This window comes from Streptomyces sp. CoH27, assembly GCF_020181035.1.
In the GTDB taxonomy this organism is placed as follows: Bacteria; Actinomycetota; Actinomycetes; order Streptomycetales; family Streptomycetaceae; genus Streptomyces; species Streptomyces camelliae.
The window spans coordinates 66,505-88,853 of sequence record NZ_JAIQYY010000019.1 but is presented as its reverse complement, the minus strand read 5'-3'; the positions used below and the strand labels follow the sequence as shown (position 1 = coordinate 88,853).

The 22,349-nt window shown below is 71.2% G+C and carries 29 protein-coding genes and 1 pseudogene; 16 read left to right on the top strand and 14 right to left on the bottom strand.

Features of this window, described 5'->3' with window-relative positions:
- Window positions 1-134: 134 nt before the first annotated feature.
- Entirely contained in the window at window positions 135-479 is a 345-nt protein-coding gene (locus LE548_RS29815; protein ID WP_225100062.1) for a hypothetical protein, read from the bottom strand.
- Between the two features lie 91 nt (window positions 480-570).
- Here LE548_RS29815 and LE548_RS29810 point away from each other — a divergent pair, with 91 nt between their 5' ends.
- A complete protein-coding gene (locus LE548_RS29810) occupies window positions 571-1,875 on the top strand; it encodes an MFS transporter (protein WP_308030756.1) in 1,305 nt (434 codons plus the stop codon).
- 75 nt (window positions 1,876-1,950) lie between these two features.
- On the opposite strand, the gene LE548_RS29805 is transcribed toward LE548_RS29810, so the two are convergent.
- Window positions 1,951-2,790 carry a class I SAM-dependent methyltransferase gene (locus tag LE548_RS29805; protein WP_225100060.1) on the bottom strand — a complete coding sequence of 280 codons (840 nt, stop codon included), beginning with the start codon at window positions 2,788-2,790 and terminating at the stop codon, window positions 1,951-1,953.
- A gap of 122 nt (window positions 2,791-2,912) precedes the next feature.
- On the opposite strand from LE548_RS29805, the gene LE548_RS29800 reads away from it, so the two are divergent.
- Complete coding sequence (locus LE548_RS29800) at window positions 2,913-3,506, top strand: hypothetical protein (protein WP_225100059.1); 594 nt, start codon at window positions 2,913-2,915, stop codon at window positions 3,504-3,506.
- Between the two features lie 72 nt (window positions 3,507-3,578).
- Here LE548_RS29800 and LE548_RS29795 read toward each other — a convergent pair whose 3' ends face one another.
- The gene (locus tag LE548_RS29795) at window positions 3,579-4,037 is read right to left on the bottom strand and encodes a TIGR03618 family F420-dependent PPOX class oxidoreductase (protein WP_225100058.1); all 459 of its coding nucleotides are present in this window, start codon (window positions 4,035-4,037) and stop codon (window positions 3,579-3,581) included.
- Window positions 4,038-4,132: 95 nt separating this feature from the next.
- Window positions 4,133-4,981 (bottom strand): MerR family transcriptional regulator, encoded by an 849-nt coding sequence (locus tag LE548_RS29790; protein WP_225100057.1) that lies wholly within the window; start codon window positions 4,979-4,981, stop codon window positions 4,133-4,135.
- Window positions 4,982-5,121: 140 nt separating this feature from the next.
- On the opposite strand from LE548_RS29790, the gene LE548_RS29785 reads away from it, so the two are divergent.
- From LE548_RS29785 to LE548_RS29775, 3 genes are all read left to right on the top strand, one after another.
- Window positions 5,122-5,538, top strand: coding sequence for a hypothetical protein (locus tag LE548_RS29785; protein WP_225100056.1), 417 nt, complete (start codon window positions 5,122-5,124; stop codon window positions 5,536-5,538).
- 165 nt (window positions 5,539-5,703) lie between these two features.
- Window positions 5,704-6,429: an ABC transporter ATP-binding protein gene (locus LE548_RS29780; protein ID WP_225100055.1), complete on the top strand. Its 726-nt coding sequence runs from the start codon at window positions 5,704-5,706 to the stop codon at window positions 6,427-6,429.
- Window positions 6,426-8,768 carry an ABC transporter permease gene (locus LE548_RS29775; protein WP_225100054.1) on the top strand — a complete coding sequence of 781 codons (2,343 nt, stop codon included), beginning with the start codon at window positions 6,426-6,428 and terminating at the stop codon, window positions 8,766-8,768. Before LE548_RS29780 ends, LE548_RS29775 begins: the two co-directional genes overlap by 4 nt.
- Window positions 8,769-8,867: 99 nt before the next feature.
- Here LE548_RS29775 and LE548_RS29770 read toward each other — a convergent pair whose 3' ends face one another.
- A complete protein-coding gene (locus LE548_RS29770) occupies window positions 8,868-9,818 on the bottom strand; it encodes a hypothetical protein (RefSeq protein ID WP_225100053.1) in 951 nt (316 codons plus the stop codon).
- 295 nt (window positions 9,819-10,113) lie between these two features.
- Here LE548_RS29770 and LE548_RS29765 point away from each other — a divergent pair, with 295 nt between their 5' ends.
- A complete protein-coding gene (locus LE548_RS29765) occupies window positions 10,114-10,815 on the top strand; it encodes a VOC family protein (protein ID WP_225100052.1) in 702 nt (233 codons plus the stop codon).
- Window positions 10,816-10,871: 56 nt separating this feature from the next.
- Window positions 10,872-11,063, top strand: coding sequence for a hypothetical protein (locus LE548_RS29760; protein WP_225100051.1), 192 nt, complete (start codon window positions 10,872-10,874; stop codon window positions 11,061-11,063).
- Here the strand turns inward: LE548_RS29760 and LE548_RS46150 are convergent.
- Window positions 11,060-11,419 carry a hypothetical protein gene (locus LE548_RS46150; RefSeq protein ID WP_308030752.1) on the bottom strand — a complete coding sequence of 120 codons (360 nt, stop codon included), beginning with the start codon at window positions 11,417-11,419 and terminating at the stop codon, window positions 11,060-11,062. The two genes, LE548_RS29760 and LE548_RS46150, sit on opposite strands and share 4 nt — an antisense overlap.
- A gap of 14 nt (window positions 11,420-11,433) precedes the next feature.
- Here LE548_RS46150 and LE548_RS29750 point away from each other — a divergent pair, with 14 nt between their 5' ends.
- A complete protein-coding gene (locus LE548_RS29750) occupies window positions 11,434-12,504 on the top strand; it encodes a MerR family transcriptional regulator (RefSeq protein WP_225100050.1) in 1,071 nt (356 codons plus the stop codon).
- 55 nt (window positions 12,505-12,559) lie between these two features.
- Here LE548_RS29750 and LE548_RS29745 read toward each other — a convergent pair whose 3' ends face one another.
- The 4 genes from LE548_RS29745 to LE548_RS29730 all read right to left on the bottom strand — a co-directional run bounded on the left by LE548_RS29745 (window position 12,560) and on the right by LE548_RS29730 (window position 14,935).
- Window positions 12,560-12,802, bottom strand: a complete 243-nt coding sequence (locus LE548_RS29745; protein WP_225100049.1) for a hypothetical protein — start codon at window positions 12,800-12,802, stop codon at window positions 12,560-12,562.
- Between the two features lie 95 nt (window positions 12,803-12,897).
- On the bottom strand, window positions 12,898-13,389 hold the full coding sequence (locus tag LE548_RS29740; RefSeq protein WP_225100188.1) for a nucleotidyltransferase domain-containing protein: 492 nt from the start codon (window positions 13,387-13,389) through the stop codon (window positions 12,898-12,900).
- A gap of 125 nt (window positions 13,390-13,514) precedes the next feature.
- Window positions 13,515-13,736: a ferredoxin gene (locus tag LE548_RS29735; protein ID WP_225100048.1), complete on the bottom strand. Its 222-nt coding sequence runs from the start codon at window positions 13,734-13,736 to the stop codon at window positions 13,515-13,517.
- 8 nt (window positions 13,737-13,744) lie between these two features.
- The gene (locus LE548_RS29730) at window positions 13,745-14,935 is read right to left on the bottom strand and encodes a cytochrome P450 (RefSeq protein WP_225100047.1); all 1,191 of its coding nucleotides are present in this window, start codon (window positions 14,933-14,935) and stop codon (window positions 13,745-13,747) included.
- Between the two features lie 138 nt (window positions 14,936-15,073).
- Here LE548_RS29730 and LE548_RS29725 point away from each other — a divergent pair, with 138 nt between their 5' ends.
- Together LE548_RS29725 and LE548_RS29720 are read left to right on the top strand one after the other, a co-directional pair.
- A complete protein-coding gene (locus LE548_RS29725) occupies window positions 15,074-15,784 on the top strand; it encodes a TetR family transcriptional regulator (protein ID WP_308030749.1) in 711 nt (236 codons plus the stop codon).
- A gap of 58 nt (window positions 15,785-15,842) precedes the next feature.
- Window positions 15,843-16,391, top strand: a complete 549-nt coding sequence (locus tag LE548_RS29720; RefSeq protein WP_225100046.1) for a hypothetical protein — start codon at window positions 15,843-15,845, stop codon at window positions 16,389-16,391.
- A gap of 32 nt (window positions 16,392-16,423) precedes the next feature.
- On the opposite strand, the gene LE548_RS29715 is transcribed toward LE548_RS29720, so the two are convergent.
- Complete coding sequence (locus LE548_RS29715) at window positions 16,424-16,981, bottom strand: pyridoxamine 5'-phosphate oxidase family protein (protein ID WP_225100045.1); 558 nt, start codon at window positions 16,979-16,981, stop codon at window positions 16,424-16,426.
- Between the two features lie 174 nt (window positions 16,982-17,155).
- Here LE548_RS29715 and LE548_RS29710 point away from each other — a divergent pair, with 174 nt between their 5' ends.
- Entirely contained in the window at window positions 17,156-17,632 is a 477-nt protein-coding gene (locus tag LE548_RS29710) for a hypothetical protein (RefSeq protein ID WP_225100044.1), read from the top strand.
- A 51-nt stretch (window positions 17,633-17,683) separates the two neighbouring features.
- On the opposite strand, the gene LE548_RS46145 is transcribed toward LE548_RS29710, so the two are convergent.
- Window positions 17,684-17,905: a hypothetical protein gene (locus LE548_RS46145; RefSeq protein ID WP_308030788.1), complete on the bottom strand. Its 222-nt coding sequence runs from the start codon at window positions 17,903-17,905 to the stop codon at window positions 17,684-17,686.
- On the opposite strand from LE548_RS46145, the pseudogene LE548_RS29705 reads away from it, so the two are divergent.
- Window positions 17,826-17,987: pseudogene (locus tag LE548_RS29705) on the top strand (peptidoglycan bridge formation glycyltransferase FemA/FemB family protein); the annotation flags it as partial. The gene LE548_RS46145 and the pseudogene LE548_RS29705 sit on opposite strands and share 80 nt — an antisense overlap.
- A 118-nt stretch (window positions 17,988-18,105) precedes the next feature.
- On the top strand, window positions 18,106-18,597 hold the full coding sequence (locus LE548_RS29700; RefSeq protein WP_225100043.1) for a GNAT family N-acetyltransferase: 492 nt from the start codon (window positions 18,106-18,108) through the stop codon (window positions 18,595-18,597).
- Between the two features lie 37 nt (window positions 18,598-18,634).
- On the opposite strand, the gene LE548_RS29695 is transcribed toward LE548_RS29700, so the two are convergent.
- Window positions 18,635-19,045: a VOC family protein gene (locus LE548_RS29695; RefSeq protein WP_225100042.1), complete on the bottom strand. Its 411-nt coding sequence runs from the start codon at window positions 19,043-19,045 to the stop codon at window positions 18,635-18,637.
- 246 nt (window positions 19,046-19,291) lie between these two features.
- Here LE548_RS29695 and LE548_RS29690 point away from each other — a divergent pair, with 246 nt between their 5' ends.
- The 3 genes from LE548_RS29690 (at window position 19,292) to LE548_RS29680 (ending at window position 21,703) form a co-directional block, all read left to right on the top strand.
- Complete coding sequence (locus tag LE548_RS29690; protein ID WP_225100041.1) at window positions 19,292-20,011, top strand: FAD binding domain-containing protein; 720 nt, start codon at window positions 19,292-19,294, stop codon at window positions 20,009-20,011.
- 173 nt (window positions 20,012-20,184) lie between these two features.
- Window positions 20,185-21,243: an esterase family protein gene (locus LE548_RS29685; protein WP_225100040.1), complete on the top strand. Its 1,059-nt coding sequence runs from the start codon at window positions 20,185-20,187 to the stop codon at window positions 21,241-21,243.
- A gap of 187 nt (window positions 21,244-21,430) precedes the next feature.
- Window positions 21,431-21,703 carry a hypothetical protein gene (locus LE548_RS29680; RefSeq protein ID WP_225100039.1) on the top strand — a complete coding sequence of 91 codons (273 nt, stop codon included), beginning with the start codon at window positions 21,431-21,433 and terminating at the stop codon, window positions 21,701-21,703.
- Window positions 21,704-21,746: 43 nt separating this feature from the next.
- On the opposite strand, the gene LE548_RS29675 is transcribed toward LE548_RS29680, so the two are convergent.
- Window positions 21,747-22,325 carry a class I SAM-dependent methyltransferase gene (locus LE548_RS29675; RefSeq protein ID WP_225100186.1) on the bottom strand — a complete coding sequence of 193 codons (579 nt, stop codon included), beginning with the start codon at window positions 22,323-22,325 and terminating at the stop codon, window positions 21,747-21,749.
- Between the last annotated feature and the right edge of the window lie 24 nt (window positions 22,326-22,349).

The following is a 22,349-nucleotide window of genomic DNA, read 5'->3' as shown; positions in this document are numbered from 1 at the left end:
ACCGGAAGGGCAGTCCTTCGGGCAGACTTGGTCAGGTCTCCTGACAGAGGTTGACGTTAATGATCAGTGCGGTGCCGGTGAAGTGCGGCTGCATCCGGGCATCGTGGGCCGACGGTGTGGTGCAGGCGCACCTGTCATCGCTCGCCGCGGCCCCCGACCGACGCCGTGAACCCGAGGATCTGCGCTGCCACTTCCTCCGGCCGTTCCCGGAGCATGGCGTGCGTCGCGGCGATGTCCTCGACCGTGACGTGGGGCTGCGTCCGCGCGGGCTCGCGCAGGTCCCGGGACAGTCGCTTGGCGTAGGCGGTCATGAGTTCGTCGAACCGCGGCAGACCGGGTGCCGCCGGGTTGGGGCGGGTGAAGGCGCTCCGGGTGCTGATCAGAACGCGGGACAGGTCCCGAAGGCCCTCGTACGACGGGAACGCCCCGGCGGACCTTGACGGCTTCCCTCTGTGGAAGCCGTCCTCGACCAGCTCCACACCGTCTCGGCGAGAACCGGGCGCACCATGTCGGCGTGTTGGTGATCAGCGAGATGGTCCAGGCCGAGGATCTGAGAGCGGAGTTGGTGCTGTGACGGAAACAGCGAAGGATGTGCGGGCTGCCGGGTCGGAGACCGATGGTCCGAGCCTATGGCGCCAGCGGGATTTCATGCTGCTGTGGAGTGGCCAGACGGTCAGTGAGATGGGATCGGCGGTCACCGAGGTCGCTTTACCGCTGCTCGCGGTCGTCGCGCTCAGGGCGAGCACCTTCCAGGTCGGATTGCTGACCGCGGCCACGACGCTGGCCTTCGCGTTGATCGCGTTGCCGGCGGGTGCGCTGGTGGACGGCGCCGCCAAGCGTTCCATCATGATGGTCTGCAACGTTCTCCGTCTGGTGATCGTCGGCTCGGTTCCGGTGGCGGCGGCGTTCGGCGTCCTGACGATGGCGCAGCTGTACGTGGTCGCGCTGGCGGCGGGTGTGTGCTCGGTGTTCTTCGACGTCTCGTACCAGAGTTATGTGCCGTCACTCGTCCGCGCCGAGCACCTGATGAGCGCCAACGGCAAGCTCGGGACCACCCAGGCGTTCGCGCAGCTCGGGGGACCGAGTCTGGGCGGCGGGCTGGTCGGGTTGTTCGGCGCCGCGGGCGCGATGACGGCCGACGCGGTCTCCTACGCGGTCTCGGCCCTGTCGATCCTCGGGATCAGGACCCGGGAGGAGCCGCCGCCGGCGCGGCCGGCGGACGAGACGCTGCGGCGCCGGATCGCCGAAGGGCTGAAGTTCGTCTTCGGGCACAGCATTCTGCGCAGGGTCGTGGCCTGCACGGGCACCGCGAACCTGTTCAGCGGCATGAGTTCGGCGCTGGCGATGGTCTTCCTCATCCGGGTGCTGCACGTGAGCCCCGCGCTGACCGGGCTGATCACGGCGGGCGCGGCCATCGGCGGGATCGCCGGGGGAGCCTTCGCCGGCCGGCTCGCCGACAAGGTCGGCTCGGCGCGGATCATCTGGGTGTCGATGCTGGTCTTCAGTGCGCCGCAGGTGATCGCGGCGGCCGCCTGGCAGGGCTGGGGAGTGCTGCTGTTCCCGCTGGGCTGGGGCATCGCGTACTTCGCCGGCATGGTCTACAACATCGCCCAGGTCAGCTACCGGCAAGCGGTGACACCGCCGGAGCTGATGGGCCGGATGAACGCGGCCGTCCGCTGGGTCGTGTGGGGCACATTGCCGCTCGGCGGTGTCCTCGGCGGGGTACTTGGCACCCTGATCGGAGTCCGGCCCGCACTCTGGCTGGCGTTCATCGGTTCCTGGGCGGCCGGCTGGTTCGTCTTCTTCTCCCCGCTCCGCCATATGCGCGATGTTCCCCCAGCCGCGCCCGAGTCCGCCCCCGTCGGCACGAGTTGACGGTGAGCGCGGGGTCGCGCGGGCCTGGACGGTCAGCGCCTTGCCGGGTCGGCTTCTCCGTCCCCGTGGCGCTGATCATCGCCGGCGCGACACGCCCAGTTCGATGAGGGAGCGCCTGGTCACCCGGCCGCCGTACCGCCCGTCGAGCAGGGCCGCGATGCAGTCCAGCAGTCCGTTCCTGGCAGCCTCCGGCAGGGCTCGGTGGCCGGAAAAGGTGCGCAGCAGATCCAGGTACTCGGCCGTGGTGTACGTGAGGTCCCACTCGTAGCGGCGGAACACCGTGGTGCCGAACCGGCCGCTGCGGGCCACCTCCTCCGCATGGTCCGAGTTGCCGACCTCGGCGGCCGTGGGAAGCCGCAGCCCGGGTGGCGTGTTCGGGTCGAACCGTTCGTAGCAGCGCTGGACCTCGACGAAGAACTCCTCGGTACCGCCCGCCACATGCTGGCCGCGCACCACTGCGAGCGCTCCACCGGGACGCAGCGCGTCCGCCGCCCTGGCCATGCGGACCGCCGGGTCGATCCAGTGGAACGCCGACGCCGAGACCACCACGTCGAACGGCTCCTGAGGCAGCGGCCAGCTCTCGAACTCCGCCGTCACCACCCCCACCTCCGCGGCCCCGGCCAGATTCCGGCGGGCGACCGCGGCCATGCCCGGCCCCGCCTCGACGGCGGTGATCCGGCAGCCTCGCCCGGCCAGCGGCACGGTCGCCTGGCCGGTCCCGCAGCCCACCTCCAGCACCCGGCTGCCGGGAACCGCCCCCGCGAGTTCCGCAAGATCGTCGTACAGTTCCGGCGGATATCCGGGCCTGGCCCGGTCGTACAGCTCCGCGTCCTCGTCGAACGTCCGGCGCAGCCGCTCCCGCCGGGACTCGTCGGGCCTGTCGTCGCGAGGTGCGTGTGTGATGTCGTCGGACATGCGGAGCAGGCTAGCGGCCGGCGAGGCGGGGCCCGTTACTCTCGGACTCTCGGCGAGGGGCCGTATGAGATCCAACGGAACGTCATCGCCGACGAGTTGGTGAAGCGAGGAGGGCTTGACGCGTGAAGGATGTCGCCGGGCTGCTGGAGGCGGCGTGTCTGCTCGTGCCCGAGGAGATCGCCACCGAGGACGATGTCACGGTGCACGACGTCTGGGAGTACCTCGTCCGGGACGAGTGGGACGTGGCTCTCGGACTGCTGGAGGAACTCGGCGGCCTACGCCCACAGCCGCCCGCCCTCTGGGAGACGCTGGCCGGCGTGGCCGAGCAGCTGCGGCTGGAGAGGAGCGCGGCCTGGTGCCGTTGGCGCTGCTCCGAAACCCGTAACGGTGTCATCCGCGCCGACCTCACGCTCCGCCCGGCCACCGAAGGCCGACGGCGCACGCCCCTCTCCGGTGCCGGGGTGCTGCGCCCGATGTGGGACATCGGACACCGTGCCCCGACGGGCGAACCGGCCCTCGTCATCGCCCGCCTCTGGGTGGAGTACCCGCACTCCTTGGAGCCCGGCGGGCAGGCCACCGTACGACTCGCTCCTCTCGACCCCGCCCGCTGGCGTCGCCTGCGGCCCGGCCAGGTGATCGCCCTGCATGAGGACCGGTCGGTGGCCGGCACGGCGGTCGTGCGGGAGGTTCGTCCGTCTGGGGTCGCCTCCGGGTAGCCGAGCCGGCAAGGTGTGAACCGCGCGGAGTGCACGGGTCGTTGCCTCTCGGGAGCCGGCCCAGCCCTTGTCTCAGCCGTCGATGTCGAGTGCCGTGCCGTACAGCCGGTCCACCTTCAACCGGATGACCACGCGCCGTTCGGCCACCAGCTGCTCCAGGAACGCGTCCTCGTCCTCCGGCTTCGCCGCCTCCGGGATCATGCCGAGCAGTTCACGCCCGACCGCGTCGCCGGGCACCGTCGTGATCCCGGAGATCTCGGTCTCGCCCTCGGCGACGGCGAAGGACCACACGTCGCCACCCTGCACATGCAGCGCGGCCCGCGGGTTGTGCCGCAGGTGCTTGACCTTGACGCGGTCGGCCGTCGTGGAGAACCGGACGATGCGGGCGGCGGGGTTCCAGTGGTACAGCATGGTGGTCAGATGGGGGTGCCCGCTGCGCTTGATGCTGGCGAGCGTGCCGAACTGCTGCTTGCCGAGCAGGTCGGAGAGGGCTGCGTCGGACAGTGCGCGGGGTGCTGGGTTTTGGGTCATGGCTTGATCAATGTCCGTGCCCGGTCCGGTGATTCCCGGACACCGACGGTATGACGGCCTCCCACGGAGGCGGAGCACGCGGGCGAGGCGCGGTGCTAGCCGGCCGGGGTGGTGGACGGCGTCGTACCGGTTCGGAACACAGGCCAGCAGACCTCGGTCCGCCACCGCCCGCTGTCCGCGGTCTCGCGGCGGCCGACGAGGTAGTACTCGCGGATCGGCCCGCTGACGGCCAGCGCGTGGCGCGCCACGTAGGCGGCCAGCGTGCCGTATGCGCGGTCGACCTCGGACGGCGGGCCGCAGTGCTCGATCACGGCGAGTTCCATGGCCGGGACCATGTGCGGCCTGACCCGGCCGACGGGCCGGACCGGGCCGGTGCAGGGTACGAAGACGGTCGCCTGCCCGCGATGGCTGGTGAACAACTCGTCCGCGAACACGCCACCGGGGTGGCCGGTCTCCCGAAGCCCCTGCCCGGCCACCGTCGCGCACAGCTCGCCCAGCGCTCCCTGGCACCAGGCCGCGCAGTCCCCGGCGTCGACGGTTTCGGTCACGCCGGCGGCCTGCACGGCCGGGACGCTGCGCAGCCCGATCGCGGCGGCCGCGACGCCCGGTGGCGGCGCCAGCAGGTCGCGCAGTGCGGTGACGGCACGCCGGGTGCGGCCGAGTTGCTCCTCCAGGCGGCTCAGGTGCGCGGTGATCTGCCGGTTGCGGGACTCCACGTCGGGCGCGGTCAGCACGGCCCTGATGTCGTCGAGCGGCATCCCGAGGTCACGGAAGCGGCGCACCACCTGTGCCGTCGGGATCTGGTCGGCCGCGTACCGCCGGTACCCGGTCTGCGGATCGACGTCGGCCGGTTCCAGCAGTCCGATCTCGTGGTAATGGCGCAGCGTCTTGACGGTCATATGGGTGGCGCGCGAGAAGTCGCCGATGGACAGGTGACTCGACACGGACCCGATTGTGCGCCCTCCCGTAGGGGGAGAGTCCGGCGGGGCGACCTCCCTTGACTCTCCCGCCACGGACTCCCGAAAGGTGATGCCCACGGCCGGAACGCGGCCGCAAGCCGACGCAATACGGGAGTTGATACACGATGTCGCAGACCGACACCGCCGCCACCGCCCTGGACGTGGATCTGATCGTGGAGCGCTACCTCGCCGTCTGGAACGAGGCGGACGCCGCGGCACGAGCCCGCGCGGTGGCCGAGTTGTGGCCAGTTCAGGGTGTCGAGTTCGTCGAGGGCGCTCAGTTCCGGGGCCGCGAGGCGCTCGTGGACCGGGTGACGCAGGCGCACACGCTCTTCGTGGCCTCCGGCCAGTACGAGGTGACGCACGAGGGACACGTCGCCGTCCATGACCATGTCGACGTCCTCACGATCCAGTTGGTGCACTCCTGCGGCGAGCAGGCAGGTGACGTGGCCTGGGCGGCGCGGGTCTTTCTCGTCCTGGACGACGACGGCCGGATCCTGGAGGACTACCACCTGACGGTGCAACCCCTGCCCGAGGCCTAGGCGCTGTGACAACGCGCGGCGCCCGCACCCGCCGCGCCGTGTCCTCCGCGCCGAGCGGGGCTCCGTCCACGGGGCCACCCTCGTACATCGCCAGGATGATTCTCGCCGTGGGTTACCTCCGGGGGGTGATGAAGGGACGGTTCGTGGCCGCCTACCGTCCCTGTCATGACCACCGAGGAGATCAGCGGCGCGGACGCCGGGCGTGAGCAGGCAGTCGTCCGGGTGCGCGGCCTGTGCAAGGAGTACGGCGACACCGTCGCCCTGAACGGGGTGTCGCTGGAGATCGGCGCCGGGGAGGCGGTGGCGGTGATGGGGCCGTCCGGCTGCGGCAAGTCCACCCTGCTCAACATGATCGCCGGGCTGGACCGGCCGAGCGGCGGCTCCGTGCACGTACACGGCGAGGATGTGGGGCGGATCGACGAGACCGGGCTGGCGCTGTTCCGGCGCCGCCGGATCGGCATGATCTTCCAGTTCTTCAACCTCATCGACGACCTGCCCGCGCTCGACAACGTCGCCCTGGCCGCCCAGCTCACCGGAACACCCGCCCGTCAGGCCCGGCGCCGGGCGCTGGAGCTGCTGGACGAACTCGGCATCGCCGACCGCGGGAACGTCTACCCCGCCGCACTGAGCGGCGGCGAGCGCCAGCGGGTGGCCGTGGCCCGCGCGTTGATGAACCGGCCCGCGCTCCTGCTCGCGGACGAGCCGACCGGCGCTCTGGACAGCCATGCCGGCGAGCAGGTGATGGACCTGCTCATCGATCTCAACGAACTGGGGCAGACCCTGCTGCTGGTGACCCACGATCAGCGGCTGGCCACGAGGTGCGCCAGCCGGCTGGTGACGATGGCCGACGGCCGGATCACCGGCGAGCGGACCCTGGAGCGGACGGCATGAGCGCGGTGTGGCGGGCCTCTCGCGCGGCCGTGCGCCGCCGACGGCTCCAGACCACTGTGATCGGGGTGGTGGTTCTCGCCTCCAGCATGGCTCTCGTGGTCGCCCTCGGCCTGCTGGACGTCGTGTCCGAGCCCTTCGACCGGCTCTTCGGCCAGGCACACGGCGCGCACGTCGTCGTCACCTTCGACGCGGCGAAGGTCTCCGAGGCGGAGGTGGCACGCTCCGCGCACCGGCCGGGCGTACGGGCCGCGGCCGGGCCGTTCCCGGAAGCCGTGGTCGAGATGCCGGAGGACGCGGCATCCGAGATGCCCGGAATGGGGCCCGGCCCCCTGATGGTGGTGGGGCGGGCGGATCCCGGTGGCCCGGTCGACCGGCTGGACCTGTTCGCCGGGCACTGGGCCACCGGCCCCGGCCAGCTCGTGCTGGCGCTGCCCGACGCGCCCGGGCTGCGTAACGGGCCGCACTCGCCGCTCGGCAAGCGGATCCACCTGCCCGGGCAGCGGCCGCTGACCGTGGTGGGGCTCGCGGCCGGCGTGAGCAGCACCGCGCAGGCATGGGTCTCCCCCCAGCAGATCACGGCCCTGCACCCCACGACGTACCAGATGCTGTACCGGTTCGACCGGGCGGCGACTGCCCGCCAGATCACCGCGGACACCGACACGGTGACCGCCGGTCTGCCGTCCGGATCGCTGGTCGCCCAGCAGTCGTACCTGACACTGAAGGCCCAGGTCGCGGCCGAGCCCAACGCCTTCGTGCCGTTCCTCATGGCCTTCGGCATTCTCGGCCTGCTGGTGGCGGTCCTGATCGTGGGCAATGTGGTGAGCGGCGCGGTCGTCTCCGGCTTCCGGCACATCGGAGTGCTCAAGTCCCTGGGATTCACGCCCAACCAGGTCGTCGCCGTCTACCTGGTGATGGTCTGCGTACCCGCCACGGCGGGCGCCGTGATCGGCACGGCCCTGGGCGCGGTCGTGGCACGGCCGCTGCTGCACCAGGTCTTCCAGGGCGCAAGCCTCGGCGCGGTGAACGTCGTACCGGCGATCAGCTCCTGGGTGTACGCGACCACGGCGCTCGGCATGCCGCTGGTGGTGGTGCTTGCCGCACTCGTCCCGGCGCTGCGCGCCCACGGTCTCTCCGCGGCGCGCGCCATCAGCGCGGGCAGCGCACCCCGTGCCGGACGAGGGCCGGCGGTGCAGCGGTGGCTGGCCGGGGTGCGGCTGCCGCGCCCGGTGACCCTGGGCCTGGGCATGCCCTTCGCCCGGCCCGGACGGGCGCTGCTCACCGTCGCCTCGGTCCTGCTGGGGGTGGCGACGGTGACCTTCGCCACCGGCCTGTCGGCCACCATGGTCTCCTACGGCGATGCGGTCGAGGGCGTCGGCAACGTGCAGTCCATCGTGTGGCGGGGGCAGGCCAGGTTCGACGAGACCGTCCCGCACCACGGTGACGTCGCGGCGCAGACGCTGCTGCGCTCCTTGCCACACGCGGCGGACGTGGCCGGCGTGGGCTTCGCGAACGTGCGGATGCTCGGGCAGAGCGAGGACGTGACCATCATGGGGCTGCGCGGCGGGCGTTCGACCGGCCAGGACGACCTGGCCAGAGGCCGCTGGATGCGGGGGCCCGGCGAGGTCGTGGCCTCCGGCAGGTTTCTGGCCAAGCAGGGTCTGCGGCTCGGCGACTCGTTCACGCTGAGCGCGGCCGGCCGGCAGGAGCGGGTGACGCTGGTCGGGGAGGTCATGTCGGGACCGGCGGACTGGATGCGCGCGGACTGGGCGACGATGACCGCCCTGGCGCCGGACGCGCAGGCCGACCAGTACTGGGTGCGGCTCACCCCCGGTGCCGATGTCGGCGCCTATATGAAAGCCGTGCGGGCCGCCGATCCCGGGCTCCACCCGACCGAGAAGACATCGGTGAACGCCGGGGCCGTGACCGTGATCAGCTCCGCGTCCGTGCTGACCCTGATGCTGACGACGGTCGCCGCGATGGGCGTGTTCAACACCGTCGTCCTGAGCGCCCGGGAGCGCCGGCGCGACCTCGGGATGCTGAAGTCGATCGGCATGACGCCACGGCAGGTCACCGTGATGATGGTGGTGTCCATGGCCGGGCTCGGGCTGGTCGGCGGGATCCTGGGGCTGCCGCTCGGAGTCGCGGCGTACCGTGTGGTGATTCCGATGACCGAGCACGCCGCCCAACTCACCTTGCCTGGCCGCATGCTGGACGTGTGGCACCCCGGGTTGATGACCCTGCTGGTGCTGGCCGGGGTGGCGATCGCCGCGGTGGGCGCGGTGATTCCGGCGCGGGCGGCGGCACGGCAGACCATCGCGCGGGTCCTGCGCACGGAGTGACGGCCGCACGCCTGTCCGATGGGGGCGTCCGCCCGGTCCTCAGCAGCCCGGCGGGTGCCCTCAGGCTCTCCGGGAGCCTGATCACCCGGGGCGCGGGGGTCACCCCGATGTCCCACCGCCACCGCCACCGCTCCACCGACCGGCCGTCACCTCCCGTGCCACGCACCGCCACTGCTCCTCCCCGCCGGGAAGAGGCCAGGCCCAGCTGGGCCGTTGAGCGGTGTGCAGGTCCCGGAGGCGACGGGCCAGGTCCGGTCCCGCGATGGCGGCACCGTCCGGGACAGCGTGACCGTAGGTGGCGCGCAGTTCGGTGAAACGGGCCAGCTCGGTCTCGTAGCGGCGCACCGCCTGCTCGGTGCCCGCGGCCACCTCGTCGCCGGGGGCGGTGCGGTGCAGATGCAGCAGCGGGGGTACGGCCGACTCGGCGATCGCCGCGGCGAGCCGCGCGTGGCCGTCCAGCAGGAGATGGCAGTCCAAACCGCTGACCCACCAGAGCAGAACGGGCGGCAACGTGCCGTCGCGGGCCTGCTTGCGGTAGGCCTTGACCCGGCTGTCATCGGCGTCCGGCATCGGCCGCAGCGGCAGAATCTCCCACGAGCCGTTGTGGACGAACCAGTCGATGTATCCGTCCGGATGGCCCTCGATGAGCATCGACGCCCAGAACTCGGCCTGCGGTCGCCGGCTGTGGTTCCAGCGCAGGAGCGGACTCTCCGGCGAGAGCAGCCAGCGGCCGTTGTGCAGCGGGCTGCCCGGCGCATCGAGCAGGTGCTGTACGAAGCGGTGCGCCCAGCGATCCGGGCGGCCGGCCAGCGTCCGTCCCGTCTCGGCACGCAACGGCGGCAGGGGCGATCGGTAGGCATCGGTGCGCCAGAACTCCACCCCGCAGAAGTCCTCGTCCACGACAGTCAGCAGCACAGGGCACGACTGCTGGGCGAGCAGCAGCCGCCGCCCGGCGCTGAACGGGCACAGGCCTGGTCGGCGACGTGCCTCCACCTCCACTGACAAGCCCGTCCACGTGCCGTCGTCCCGGGTGATGTCCGTGCGCCGCATGCCGAGACGATACGCCGGGGGGAGAGGTCCGGGAGGCCTGGGGGTTCCGGCGGCCGCAGCTGTCGCCGCGTGACCGCGCCCTGGTCATGGTGAGCAAAATGGCCGCGCTCATGATGCTCGTGACCGGAGCCACCGGGAACTTCGGAAGCGCTCTGCTGAAGTGATGGGCGGCGACCTCGACGACGGCCTGCTGACGGTCCGCGATACGGTCCCCGGGTCACCAGCTCCCCGGGGGGAGCTGGCCGCGGGTGATCGGCCGAAGCGGATTGTCAGACCCGCACGCTACGTTGATCCCATGACCACCACTGTTGAAGGCAGCACCGAGCGCATCAGGCCGCAGCAGTTCCATGAGACCCCTGGCCTGGGGGACTGGCGTGTCGTCGGAGAAGGAGCGTGCGCCTTCTTCCGGACCGGGTCGTTCGCCGCCGGTGCACGGCTTGTGCAGGCGATCAGTGAGCTGCCGGGCCTGGGGGACGAGCAGCCGGACGTCGACCTCAGACACCAGGGCGTGAGCGTGCGGCTGATCACGGTCACGGACGACTACTACGGGCTGACCGAGCGGCACACCGAGGTGGCCCGGCAGATCTCCGACGCCGCACGCGCACTGGGGATACCGGCCGACCCGTCCGCCGTACAGACCGTCCAGGTGACGGTCGACGCCCTCGTGGGAGCCGACGTGGTGCCCTTCTGGCGTGCCCTGCTCGGCTACGAGGAGCGTGCGCACAGCGGCGAGGACCTCATCGATCCGCTCCGGCGCGGGGCACCCTTCTATTTTCAGCACATGGACGCGCCGCGCCCGCAGCGCAACCGCGTTCATGTCGATGTCTGGGTGCCGTACGACCAGGCCGAGGCGCGGATAGCCGCGGCGCTCGCGGCCGGCGGACGTCTGGTGAACGACGCCGACGCGCCGTCGAACTGGGTGCTGGCCGATCCCGAGGGGAACGAGGCGTGTGTCGGCGTGGCGGGCTGGATCGGACCGGACTCCGGCCCCCAGTGACACCACGGCCGTTCAGGACGTCAGGAACGGGCATCGAGACCCTTGCGGAAGGTACCGTGCGCCACCCGGCCCCTCGTCCGCAGGTCGTCGGCCTGGACGCGGTTGACCGGATACGGGGCCCGATCGGTGAACAACTGCGCGCCGAAGGCGTGCTCCGGGTGGAAGCGCGTCGTGGTCAGGTACAGCCGACGGCCGTCGGCCGCCTCGGAGGCGTGGGCGAGGACCTGTTCGGCATCGGCGGTGCCTAGGCCTGTGGCGGCGACGAGTAGCGGCCGCGTACCGCCGATGATGTGTTCCAGTTTCCGGAGGGCACCGACCCGGCCTGGCGGACGTACGGGAACGGCGGCGGGCGGCGCGCGGGTCCGGTGGTGTGCACCGTCCTGGAGTGACTGCAGGCCGTGCACCGGGACGGCACGCTCGGCATGGCGCCGAGCCGTGTGGTGGTCGTGGCGAACGGGGGTGACACGAACCCGCTGACCGGATCGTTCATCGAGATCACGAAGGACGCGTACCGCGCGTGCGTGCCGAAGGTGACGGTGCCGCCGTTGACCTTCACCCTGGGGAAGGCCACAGCATCGGTGGGGCCGGGCGATGTGCCCGGCATGAGGAGGGGCGGGCATGGGACTGCTGACCATCGGGGCGTTCGCGAAGGCGTCCCGGCTGTCGCCGAAGGCGTTGCGTCTCTACGACGAGCTCGGCCTGTTGGCTCCCGCGCGCGTCGACCCGGTCACCGGCTACCGCCTGTACGCAGCGGAACAGCTCGACCAGGCCCGACTGGTCGCCTGGCTCCGGCGTCTCGGGATGCCCCTGGCCCGGATCCAGCACGTCTGCACGCTGGACGCGGGCCGGGCGGCCCAGGAGATCCGAGCCTACTGGGGTCAGGTGGAGACCGATACCGCCGCACGGCGGGACCTGGCCGCCTTCCTCATCGACCATCTGTCCCGGAAGGACCCCGCCATGGCCCCGACCGTCAAGCCCCTGGAGATCCGGTACGCCGCCCTGTCCGATGCGGGCCTCGTCCGCGAGAGCAACCAGGACACCGCCTACGCGGGGCCCGCGCTGCTCGCCGTCGCCGACGGCTGCGGCAGCACGGGCGCCACTGCGAGCGCGGCCGCCGTCGAAGCCCTCAAACGCCTGGAGGCCGACGGCATTCCGGCCGGCAACCTCCTCAACGTCCTCGAAGACGCCGTCGACCGGGCCCGGCAGGCCGTGTACGCCGCCGCCGGAACCGGCACCTGTGCCGAAGGGGCCGGTACGACCCTCACCGCTATGCTCTGGACCGGCTCGCAGATGGCCCTCGTCCACATCGGCGACTGCCGGGCCCACCTCCTGCGCGACGGGAGGCTGTTCCAGATCACCCACGACCACACAGTGGTGCAGTCGATGATCGACGAGGGACGCCTCAGCCCGGAGGAAGCCGTCTCCCACCCCCAGCGGGCCCTGCTGGCACGAGCGCTGGGCCTGGGCTCCGACGGTACCCCCGACCTGCGCCTGCACGACGCCCAGCCGAACGACCGGTACCTGCTGTGCTCCGACGGTCTGTCCGGCGTCGTACCGACCGAGGCGATCCGCGACGTGCTCGCCGGGACGCCGGAGCCCGAGCAGGCGGCCCGCGAACTCATCGCCCTGGCCAACGCGTCCGGCGGGCCCGACAACGTCAGCTGCGTGGTGGCCGACGTCGTGGGGTGACGCCAGGGACGTGACCGGGAGGTGGGGCGCGTGCCGTGGAGCGCGGACCTGGCCGCTACTCGACGGTCGGGTCCTCCTGGCTGTGCCACAGGGCCCGCTTCACGGCCTGCTCCACCTTGCACCGGTCGGCAGAGGTGGCCGCGGCATGCGCGGAGATGGCTGCCTGGACCGCCTCGGACGCCTTGTGCCAGCGCCGCAACTGTGCGTCGTAGGCGTCGCCGGAGAGTCCCGCCAGCTTCGCCCGCTCTTCCTCGGCGGACCGTTCCAGCTTGATCAACTCATCAGGTACCTCTGCCACGGGCCGGATCGTAGACGCCGAGCGCACCACGCCGACCGCCGGACGCACCGGGCGATCGGGTGGAGCCGCCGCGGCCCGCGCACAGGATGCTCCGGTCAGAAGTGGGTGGCGATTCCGAAGACACGTCGCAGTTGAGCCATGTCGTGCAGATCGCGTTCCGACGGCTGGTATCCCTGGTGGAAGTAGACCTGCTGCTCGGCGGACAGACACCGGACCGCCGATCCCCGGATGGTGCCCGTCACGAAACACGACGAGGGGTAGGTGAACGGGTGCCCCGGCAGGGGTGACTCCTGCCGCGCGGATCCGTCCTCGGCGAAGACCAGTGGGTGCATGTCGACCTCCCGTCCGTCCGGCGCGACGACGACGAACCGGACGGGCCTCCAGTCGAGGCTCTCCGCGAAGCCCGCGCCGGAAAGCGCGGCCACCACGGCGGTTTCCTGCTCCTGCCGGTGCATCAGATCCAGGTCGCGGTGCTCTCGTGTCTGTTCGCCGATCAGCGCGTCGATCCCCCAACCGCCACCGACCCAGACGTCGGCCCCGGCACGTCGTAGGACGGCCAGGACGGACAACACGTCTTCGGCTGTCATCACTCGACGCAGGCTAGAAGCGATCCCACGCAAGAGCGAACCCATTCCTCCCGGCCCGTGGTCGATGATCCGCCGCTCGTCGGCGCGCAGGAAGTTCCGCAGGCTCACTTACGAGGTCCACAGGCTCACTCACGAGGTGCGATCTCCCGTCCGTTCGCGTCCCGGACGGTGATGGCCAGCATCGGGCAGATGTCGGCGGCTTCCAGGGCACGGTCGTCGCTCTCCGGGATGTGCTCGCTGACAGGGTGTGCGTGGTCGTCGTCGAGGGCGAACAGATCGGGGGCGGCCCCGGCACACATCCCGGAGCCGATGCAACGGTCGGAGGAGACGTGCAGCTGCCAGCTCATGGGCCGCCTCACCAGTCCACCGGCATGACGCGCGGGCCGCGTACCAGCATCTCGGTCTTCCAGGTGATGTCACCGGCGACATGCAGCCGGGGGAAGCGGGCCACCAACGCGCCGATGGCCTCCTGGAGTTCGAGGCGGGCGAGGGGTGCCCCGAGGCAGTGGTGGACGCCGTGCCCGAAGCCCAGATGCGCGTTGCCGCTGCGGGTGATGTCGAGCGTGCCGGCCGCGCTGAAGCGCAGCGCGTCGCGGTTCGCTGCGCCGACGGCGACCAGCACCGGTTCCCCCGCCCGCACGAGGGTGCCGCCGACCTCGATGTCCTCCTTGGCGTAGCGGGGCTGACCGGCGCCGCTGCCCAGGGGCACGAAGCGCAGCAGCTCCTCGATCGCGCTGGTGATGAGCGTGGGCTCGGCGCGCAGCCGGGACAGCGTCTCGGGATGGTCGAGGAGAGTGAGTACGAAGTTGGGGATCTGGGTGGCCGTGGTCTCGTGGCCGGCGACGAGGATGCCGACGCACAGGTCGACGAGCTCCAGCTCCGACAGCCGGTCGCCCTGGTCGCGCGCCTCGATCAGCGCCGTCATCAGGTCGTCCCGCGGCCGCTCGCGATGCGCGGTGATCAGCTGGGCCATGTACGCGCGCAGCTCTTCGCGATTGCGGTCGAACTCCTCTGCGGTCAGCGAGCTGGTGGACAGTGCCGCGTCGCTCCAGGTCCGAAAGCGCGGGCGGTCCTCCTCCGGGACTCCGAGGAGCCGGCAGATCACCGCGACCGGGATGGGCAGGGCGTAGCGGTCGACCAGGTCGACCGGCGGCCCCGCCTCCGCCATCTCGTCCAGCAGAGCGGACGTCAGCTCCCGGATCTGCGGGCGGAGTTTCTCGACCTGGCGGACGGTGAAGGCCTTCGCGACCAGGGAACGCAGCCGGGTGTGGTCGGGCGGATCCATGCTGAGGATCCCGCTGTCCCGCCTGCCCTCGGAGGCACGCGGCTCGTCGTGTTCGAGGCCCAGGGCCCGGCTGAAGCGCTGGTCACCGAGGACCAGCCGGGCGTCCGCGTAACGGGTGGCGAGCCAGGCCGGCTCCCCGTACGGAAGCTGGACGCGTAACAGGCCCGGGGTGTCACGGGCCCGTTCGTACGCGTCGGACAGGGCCAGTTCCTGGCTGGAGTTGAAGGGATAGGCGAGGGGTGCGTCGTGCGTGGCCGTCACTGCTGCCTCCCTTGTGTAAGCATGCGCTTACAACGCTATGAGCTGGTCACCAGGCAGTCAACGACGCTAATCGGCCGTTACCCTGACGGCCACTCGGCAGGCGCGAGCGGGCTCACGGCGGCACAAAAGGAGTAGAGGGTGGACACCGACACCAGCGAGCACACGCGGCAGCAGGACCGACCCGACGGCGGCCCGCCGAGCGAGGACATCCCCGTGGTCGAGGAGGTCCCACTGGCCGAGGGCGTTCCGCACCGCCCGCGTGACGCCCGGGGGACCCGTGCGCGCATCCTGCACGCGGCGGGCGCGGTCTTCGCCGAGCGTGGATACGAGGCGGCCACCGTCCGGGACATCGCCGGCCGCGCCGGAGTGAACCAGGCGCTCATATTCCGCTACTTCGGCTCCAAGAAGACCCTGCTCACGGAGGTCATGGCGCAGGGAGGCAAGGAGCAGCTGGTCAACACGCCGCCGGACCGGCTGTTCGAGACCGCGTTGCGCGGTGTCCTCGCGGACGGCGGCAGACCCGACTGGAACCGGATGCTGGCGGTCTACCTCCGCTCCATCGGCAGTGCCGACGCCGCACCCGACACCGTCCGCGCGCTGGGCGAGGAGTACGCCGCCGCGCTCGCCACCCTCTCCTCGGCCGACGACAGCACACTGCGCGCCCAGCTCGCCATGGCCTGGTTGCTCGGCATCGGTGTGATGCGGACAGTGGTCGGCCAGGAACCGCTGGCCAGCGCGGAACCGGACGAGATCTGCGGCCATGTGCTCACGGCCCTCGAAAGCCTCCTGCGCGACGAGGACGGCCCCGGGGGCCGCACCGGGAAGCGAGGACCCGCAGACCGGCCGTAGACCCGTCAACCGGTCCAGGGCGCTTCCCCGGAGGGGCTGGATTTGTCATGATCCAGCCGTGGCCGAAATGAACTCACTCACGTATGAGGCGCGGTACGGCTGGGACCGCCGGACCAGCGCGGTCGTGGCGCTCAGTGCCGTCTTCACCGTGGTGCTGCTGCTCCCCGGTATGCCGCTGTACGCACGCATTCTGGGCCTGCCGCTGTTCGGCGCGGGTGGGCTGTTCATGGTGTACGTGGCCACGAGCGGCAAGGTCGCGTTCCGGGTGGACGAAACGGGCGTACTACGGGGCGGGAGCCCCGCGAGGTACGAGGCCACCACCGCCCACGTGCCCTGGGCGGACATCACGGGTGTCGTCCTCTGGCACCAGCGCGCGGGCAGGACCACCGTCCCCTACGTCGGGGTGAGCCGGCGCGAGGGCGCCCCGGCGCTGCCCGGAGGCGGTCCGGCGGCTCGTGCCGTCCTGGAACACGTCACTTCTGTGCCGGCCGACATCGTGGTCGCGTCCCGGGCGGTGACGGGCTGGCGTCTGGACAAGGCGCGGTTGATCGGCGCCGTCACCCACTTCGCACCGGGCATCCCCGTGCTTGAGTATCCGCGCTCCTAGGCTGTGCGCCCCGCGGCGGTCCGCACCGCGGCTCAGAACACCCAGCGCGTATGGGTGTACACCCCGTCGTGACGGCCGAAGCCGTACGCCGTGTCCGGGACCACCGCGAACAGCACCGCGTCCCCTGTGCGCAACGCGTCCCCGATCCCGTGGAAGGTGCCCTCGGGCGTGGTGATGTGCGCCCCGTACTTCGCCTCGTACGCCGCGATGACCTGCTCCAGCACGGCCGGATCGGCGACCGGCTCGGCCTCGCCCACGACCACGAGGTCGAGGCCGTCGCCGAGCGAGTTCCCGCCGGTGGTCAGCGCGCAGTGCCGGTGACGGGCGAGGTTGCGCGCCTTCTGCTCCCCCGGACCGGTGGAGAAGTACAGCACCCCGTCGTGCCAGGCGGCGATCACGGGCGTGACGTGCAGCCGGCCGTCGGGCCGCACCGTCGAGACCCAGAAGATCTCGGCGGCCCCCAGCTTCCGCTGGGCCTCCTCCCACTCGGTGGCGGTGACGTCCGCGGCACCGGGGCGTGGGTTGAGCGCGGAACTGTAGCGGGCGTCCAGCTCGGTCGTGGGCTGCTTGGCTGGTCCTCGTTCGGGCATGGCAGATCTCCTTCCTCCCAGCTGTGAAGACCGGCGCGACGGACGGAAATCATCGCCGCGTCGACGGCCTGTTCCCCAGTGGGTGAGTGACAGGCGTGGGTCGTGACGCGCCTGTTGCAGAGTATGTGAGGTGCGCCACAGCTTGCGGCAGGCTCGGCCTGGTGGGCTCGGCGGGTGACGTCGCTGCTGATTCTGCTTGTCCCGGCCGGGCTGATCCTTTCCGTCGCCCTCACCGGTCATGGCCTGGGGAGTCTCGGGCGGGTCGGTCTGCGTCGTGCGAGCGGTCAGGCGCGGCTGAAGAGCGCGGCCGCTGTCCTCGGAGCCATTGCCGTGGCCCTCTACACGTGGGGCCTGCTCCACATCGCCGGCGCGGTCCTGGACGCGGAGGACGGTGGCACCGGGTCCTCTCCGCTCCTGCCCTGCCGGACGCACGGACAGGGGGAACGGGCGCTGACCGTTGTCGACTACAGCGTGGACTACGTACCGCTGCGGTTCGTCTGCGAGACGAAGGGCGGGGGAGGCTATGCCGCCGAGTCCGTTCCCGGCTACATCAACCCCGCCGTGCTGGGCTGCGCCCTGGCCGCCGTCGTATGTGCCGGCGCGGCCGCCGTCGGATCCGAGCGTGGCGTCAGGAAACGGCCGGGCGCGTGACGTCGGCCGGCCGCAGCGGCGTGAGCGCCGGCAACCTTCAGTGCCTGATGCTCAAGTCGCCGGATCCGTGAGGCGGTTGATGCGATACACCTCCGGAACGCAGAGATTGAGCACCGCAGCGGCGGCGATCAACCCGGCGCATGCCAGCAGGACGCTGCGGCTGTCCCATACGCGGGACACGAGCGCGGTGATGCGCGCGTTGGAGGAGATCCAGCGTGACTTCAACCAGCAGTGGCGCCGCAACATCAAGAAGGCCGAGAAGGCCGGCGTCAAGGTCGTCCAGGGCGGCTACGATGACCTGCCCGCCTGCTACGAGCTCTGCGTCGAGACCGCCGAGCGGGACCGTTTCATCCCCTGTGCGACGCCCACGAACTCGGAGCCTCGGCGAGTGGGACCACCCGCTCGACAAGGTGCTGCACAAGGCCCTCGGGCCGCTACATGTCCCGGCGCTGATCGAGCGGAGGAGGAGCCCGGTGGAGCTGCGCAACGTCGTACCGGACGATGTCGACGCCTACGTCCGGATGCGATGCGATCCGGTCATGATGGCCGACCTCGGCGGACCGCTGCCGCGTGCGGGCATGGCGGACAAGGTCCGCAGAGATGCGCGGGAGGCGGCCGCTGACGTCTCCTGGATCAAGGCGATCGTTCCCGATCCGGCCCGCCCCGACGTGGTCGCGGGAACGGTGACCATCTGGTCCCACGCATCCCACGACAGCGATGCCGCCGGCGACGGACCGATGTCCGAGATCGGCTGGATGGTTCTGCCGGAATTCCAGGGCCAGGGGCTGGGCAAGCGCGCCGTCCGCGCCCTCCTGGAGCAGGCCCGTGACCAAGACCGCTGGGGCCTCGTGCACGCCTTCCCGGCGACGGCCAACGCTGCGTCGAACGGCATCTGCCGCTCCGTCGGCTTCCGGATCCTCAGGTCCAACCACTGGGTCATCGACCCCGCGCAGGACTTGGCCTGACCTGCGTGCCGCCGGCCGGAACGCCCCTGTGTCCGGCTCAGGCGGGCAGGTTCAGCTGCCAGGAGACGCCGAAGCGGTCGTTGACCCAGCCGAACTTGGTGCTGAATCCGTAGGTCCCCAGAGGCATGAGCACGGTGCCTTGCTCGGCGAGGGCCGTGTAGAGGCGGTCGAGCTCGGCCTCGTTCTCGCACTGCACGAAGAGCGAGATCGAGGGCGTGAACGTGAACTCGTGCTGCGCGGGGCTGTCGATGCACATGTAGTGCTGGCCGGCGAGTGAGAACGTGGCGTGCTGCACGCTCCCCTCCTTGCCGGGACCGTCGGCGCCGTAGCGGGTGATGCTGACGACCTCGGCGTCGTCGAAGAGCGAGACGTAGAAGGTCATCGCCTCTTCGGCGGTGCCCTCGAACATCAGGAACGTGGTGATCTTCTGTGGCGTCGTGATGTTCATATATGTGCTCCTTCGGCGCGCGCCATCAGGGGGCGAGACGCGGTCATGGTATCCGGCGCCGCAGCGAAACTGACGTTCCGTCACATGCGTGGGCGCTCCTTTCCCGGGTTCGTGATCTGCGCCTCCCTGCGCGTGTGAGCCCTGTATGCGCCCCCGTCCGGGCGAGAAAACTGCCCTGGCGGCGGTGGAGTGGCTCAGAAGTGACCCACCGCTTTCGTCCAAGGTGGGGAAGGCGGGTCGGTCGCCGTGTTGTTGCGTCTGCCCACGTCGGTGTGCGAAACGCAGGAGTGCCTGGCCGAAGGGGCTGTGCCGATCGGCGGGGCCACGCTGGTGTGGGCCACGTGGCAGCGGGACGGATTCCCCGACCTGGCGGTGTCCCTGCGTGAGGTGCCGGAGGCGAACGTGCTGGGCCGGGAGTCCGTGGGGGCCGCAGTGGTCCTGCACCGCATCGACGACCGGGTACCTGACGTGCTGCGCCTCGCGGCCGCCACGGTGGGCACCGGGGCCGTGCGCAGGACGGCGACGGTCGGCGGGAACATCGTCGGCAGCACACTGCGCTGCCTGCTCCCCGCGGCACTCGTCCTCGACGCCCGGGCGACGGTCCTGGAACCCGACGGCGTGCGCGAGACGGACCTGGGCGAACTGGTCACCAAGCACCCCCTCCTGCTCAGTCTGCACTGGCGCACCCCGATCGCCAGCGCCTACCGCAAGCTGCCCGGTGAGGCAGGCGGCCCGCCGCCCCTGGTCGTCGCCTCGGCACGGTATGCGGAGGACGCCGGCGACCGTCTGCGGGTGGCCGTACGCGACGGCTACGACGTGCTCAGCGGCACCATCACCTGTGCTCCCGACCCCGAGGAGACCCTGCACGCGCTGCGTACGACGGCCCTCGGCGACCTGCCGATCCCCGCATGGGACGCCGTCCGTGCCCAGGTCACGGGTCTCCTGAGCCGTCCTGTGACGGACTGAGGAACTGATCACCCACAGTGACGACCGGTCCAGGAGGGGGCCCGCCGCGATGATGCGGCGGGCTTCTGTGTTCTCGCTGGAGTGTCATCTGTGTCACTTCCTCGGGCCGGACCGGAACGCACCGTGCTCGCGACACGTCATCGGGGGTGCCATCGGTGACTGGGGGAATGATCATGAGCCTGACCGGGACGCCGTTCTTCGTCCTGCTGATCGTGGCCACCGCCGTGTGCGTGGCCGGCACCCTGGTGCTCTGGTCACGGCTCAGAGGCCCCCACTCACTGCGCTGGCTGCTACGGCTGTTGATGATCGGCCTGTGCCAGCTCACCGCGATCTCGGTGGTGGCGACCTGGATCAACAACGACTACGGCCTGTACGCCTCCTGGGACGACCTGCTGGGCAACGCCAACGGGGCCGCCGTCGCCATGCCCGGCCCCCCGGCCGACCGCGCGAAGTTCACCCACGGCGACTCGGGGATGCTCGACACCTACTTCCGGGGCAAACACTCGCAACTGTCGGGGCAGGTCATCGTATGGACGCCGCCGCAGTACAGCCAGCCCCGGTACCGCCACACCCGCTTCCCGGTCGTGCTGCTCCTGCACGGCGTACCGGGCAGCCCCGCGTCCTGGCTGGAACACGGCGGCATGCCCCATGACTTCCAGCAGCTGATGAACGCGCGCACCTCACACCCCTTCATCCTGGCCATGCCGGTGGTCGACCCGGGCGGCGTCGACACCGACTGCACCGACCAGCCCAACCGGAAGGTCGCCACCTGGATGGCGCGTGACGTGCCGGAACTGATCAGCCACACGTTCCGCACCCTGCCCGGCCCCAAGGGCTGGGGCGTCATGGGCTTCTCCACCGGAGGCTTCTGCGCCGCGCGGCTCCCGCTGGCCTACCCGAAGGTCTTCGGCGTCGGCGCCGCGCTGGATCCCGACCCGCTGACCGGCGACACGGGCGTCATCGAGGACCCGGTGGCACGCGAGCACACCAGCCCCACGTACATGGTGAAGCGCAGCACCGCGTCGGTCAGCCTGTTCCTGGCCACCTCGGCCGAGGACCGGCTCAGCCCGCCGCGCTACATCGAGCAGTTCGCGAGGGACGCTGCCGCCAGGAAGGTCCAGACCCAGACCATGGTGCTGCCCGACGGCGGCCACAACTACAACACCTGGACGCGCCTGTACCCGGCCGCCTTCAGCTTCCTCAGCCGCCACACCACCGCGCCGAAGGGATGACCGGACAGCGAAGGACGTACCGGCACCCTCAAGACCTGCTGTGACCTGACGCGCAGCCGGCCTCGTGCTCCGCATCGCCGAATCCCAGCGGCCACCACCGGGCAGCCGAGGCCACACATCACGCAGGATCACGGAACGCCCTTCCCGGGATCTCGCTGTGTCAGTGGTGCCTGCGAGGCTGGTCCCCATGGACAGTGACGACGAGCAGCTGCTGCGCGGCCGGGTCTACGGCCAGGACTACGACCGACCGGGCCCGCGGGCGGGGCAGCGGTACGTGGAACTGGTGGGCGGGCCACTGGACGGGCTGCTGCTCGACGTCACCGACCGGACGCCGGACGAGCTCGGCCCCGGTGTCGCACTGGCCACCGAACTGGGGCGGTTCGGCGCCGGCGGCCGGGCGCTGTACGCACCGCGCCCCGGCGATCCGCGCCGCTTCGACTGGGCCGGCGACGCACCGTGAGAGTCACCGACACCGCCATCGGCATCACGAGCGCGGGGCCGGGTCACTGTCTGGGCGACACCGCCCGGTGTACGAAGGCCGGCGGAAGGTTGGGCCACACCACCGGGCCGCGGTCAACCGCGTGGAAGCGGTTCCGGAGGTCGGCGGCGAGGCGGCGGCCGGGCGGCGTCCATGCGGCGTGCAGATAGGCGAAGGTGGTGAACCGGCCGTCCGGTGTCAGTGCGCGCACCACCGCGTCGAGCGTCCGCCGCCGTTCGTCCGGCGGCATCACGGTCCACGGCAGCCCGGACACCACCGCGTCCACCGGCCCGCCCGCGGCCCGCGCCAGCTCGGCCGCGGCCCCGTGCACCACCGTGAGCCGGTCGTCGCGTCGGGTGGCCGCCAGCCGCTCGGCCAGGTGCGGGTTGAGTTCGATGGCCATGAGCTGGGCGTCCGGTGCCAGCAGCCCGAGCACGGCGTCGGTGAACACGCCGGTCCCCGGGCCGAGTTCGACGACGAGCTTCGCCTCCTCCAGTCCGATGTGCTGGGTCATGGCCCGGGCCAGCCGGCGCGAGCTGGCGGCCACCGCGCCGGTCATGACGGGGCGCCTGAGGAATTGAGTGGTGAGTGACACGGCCGACATGCTCGGCGGCGGCCGCGTGGCCAC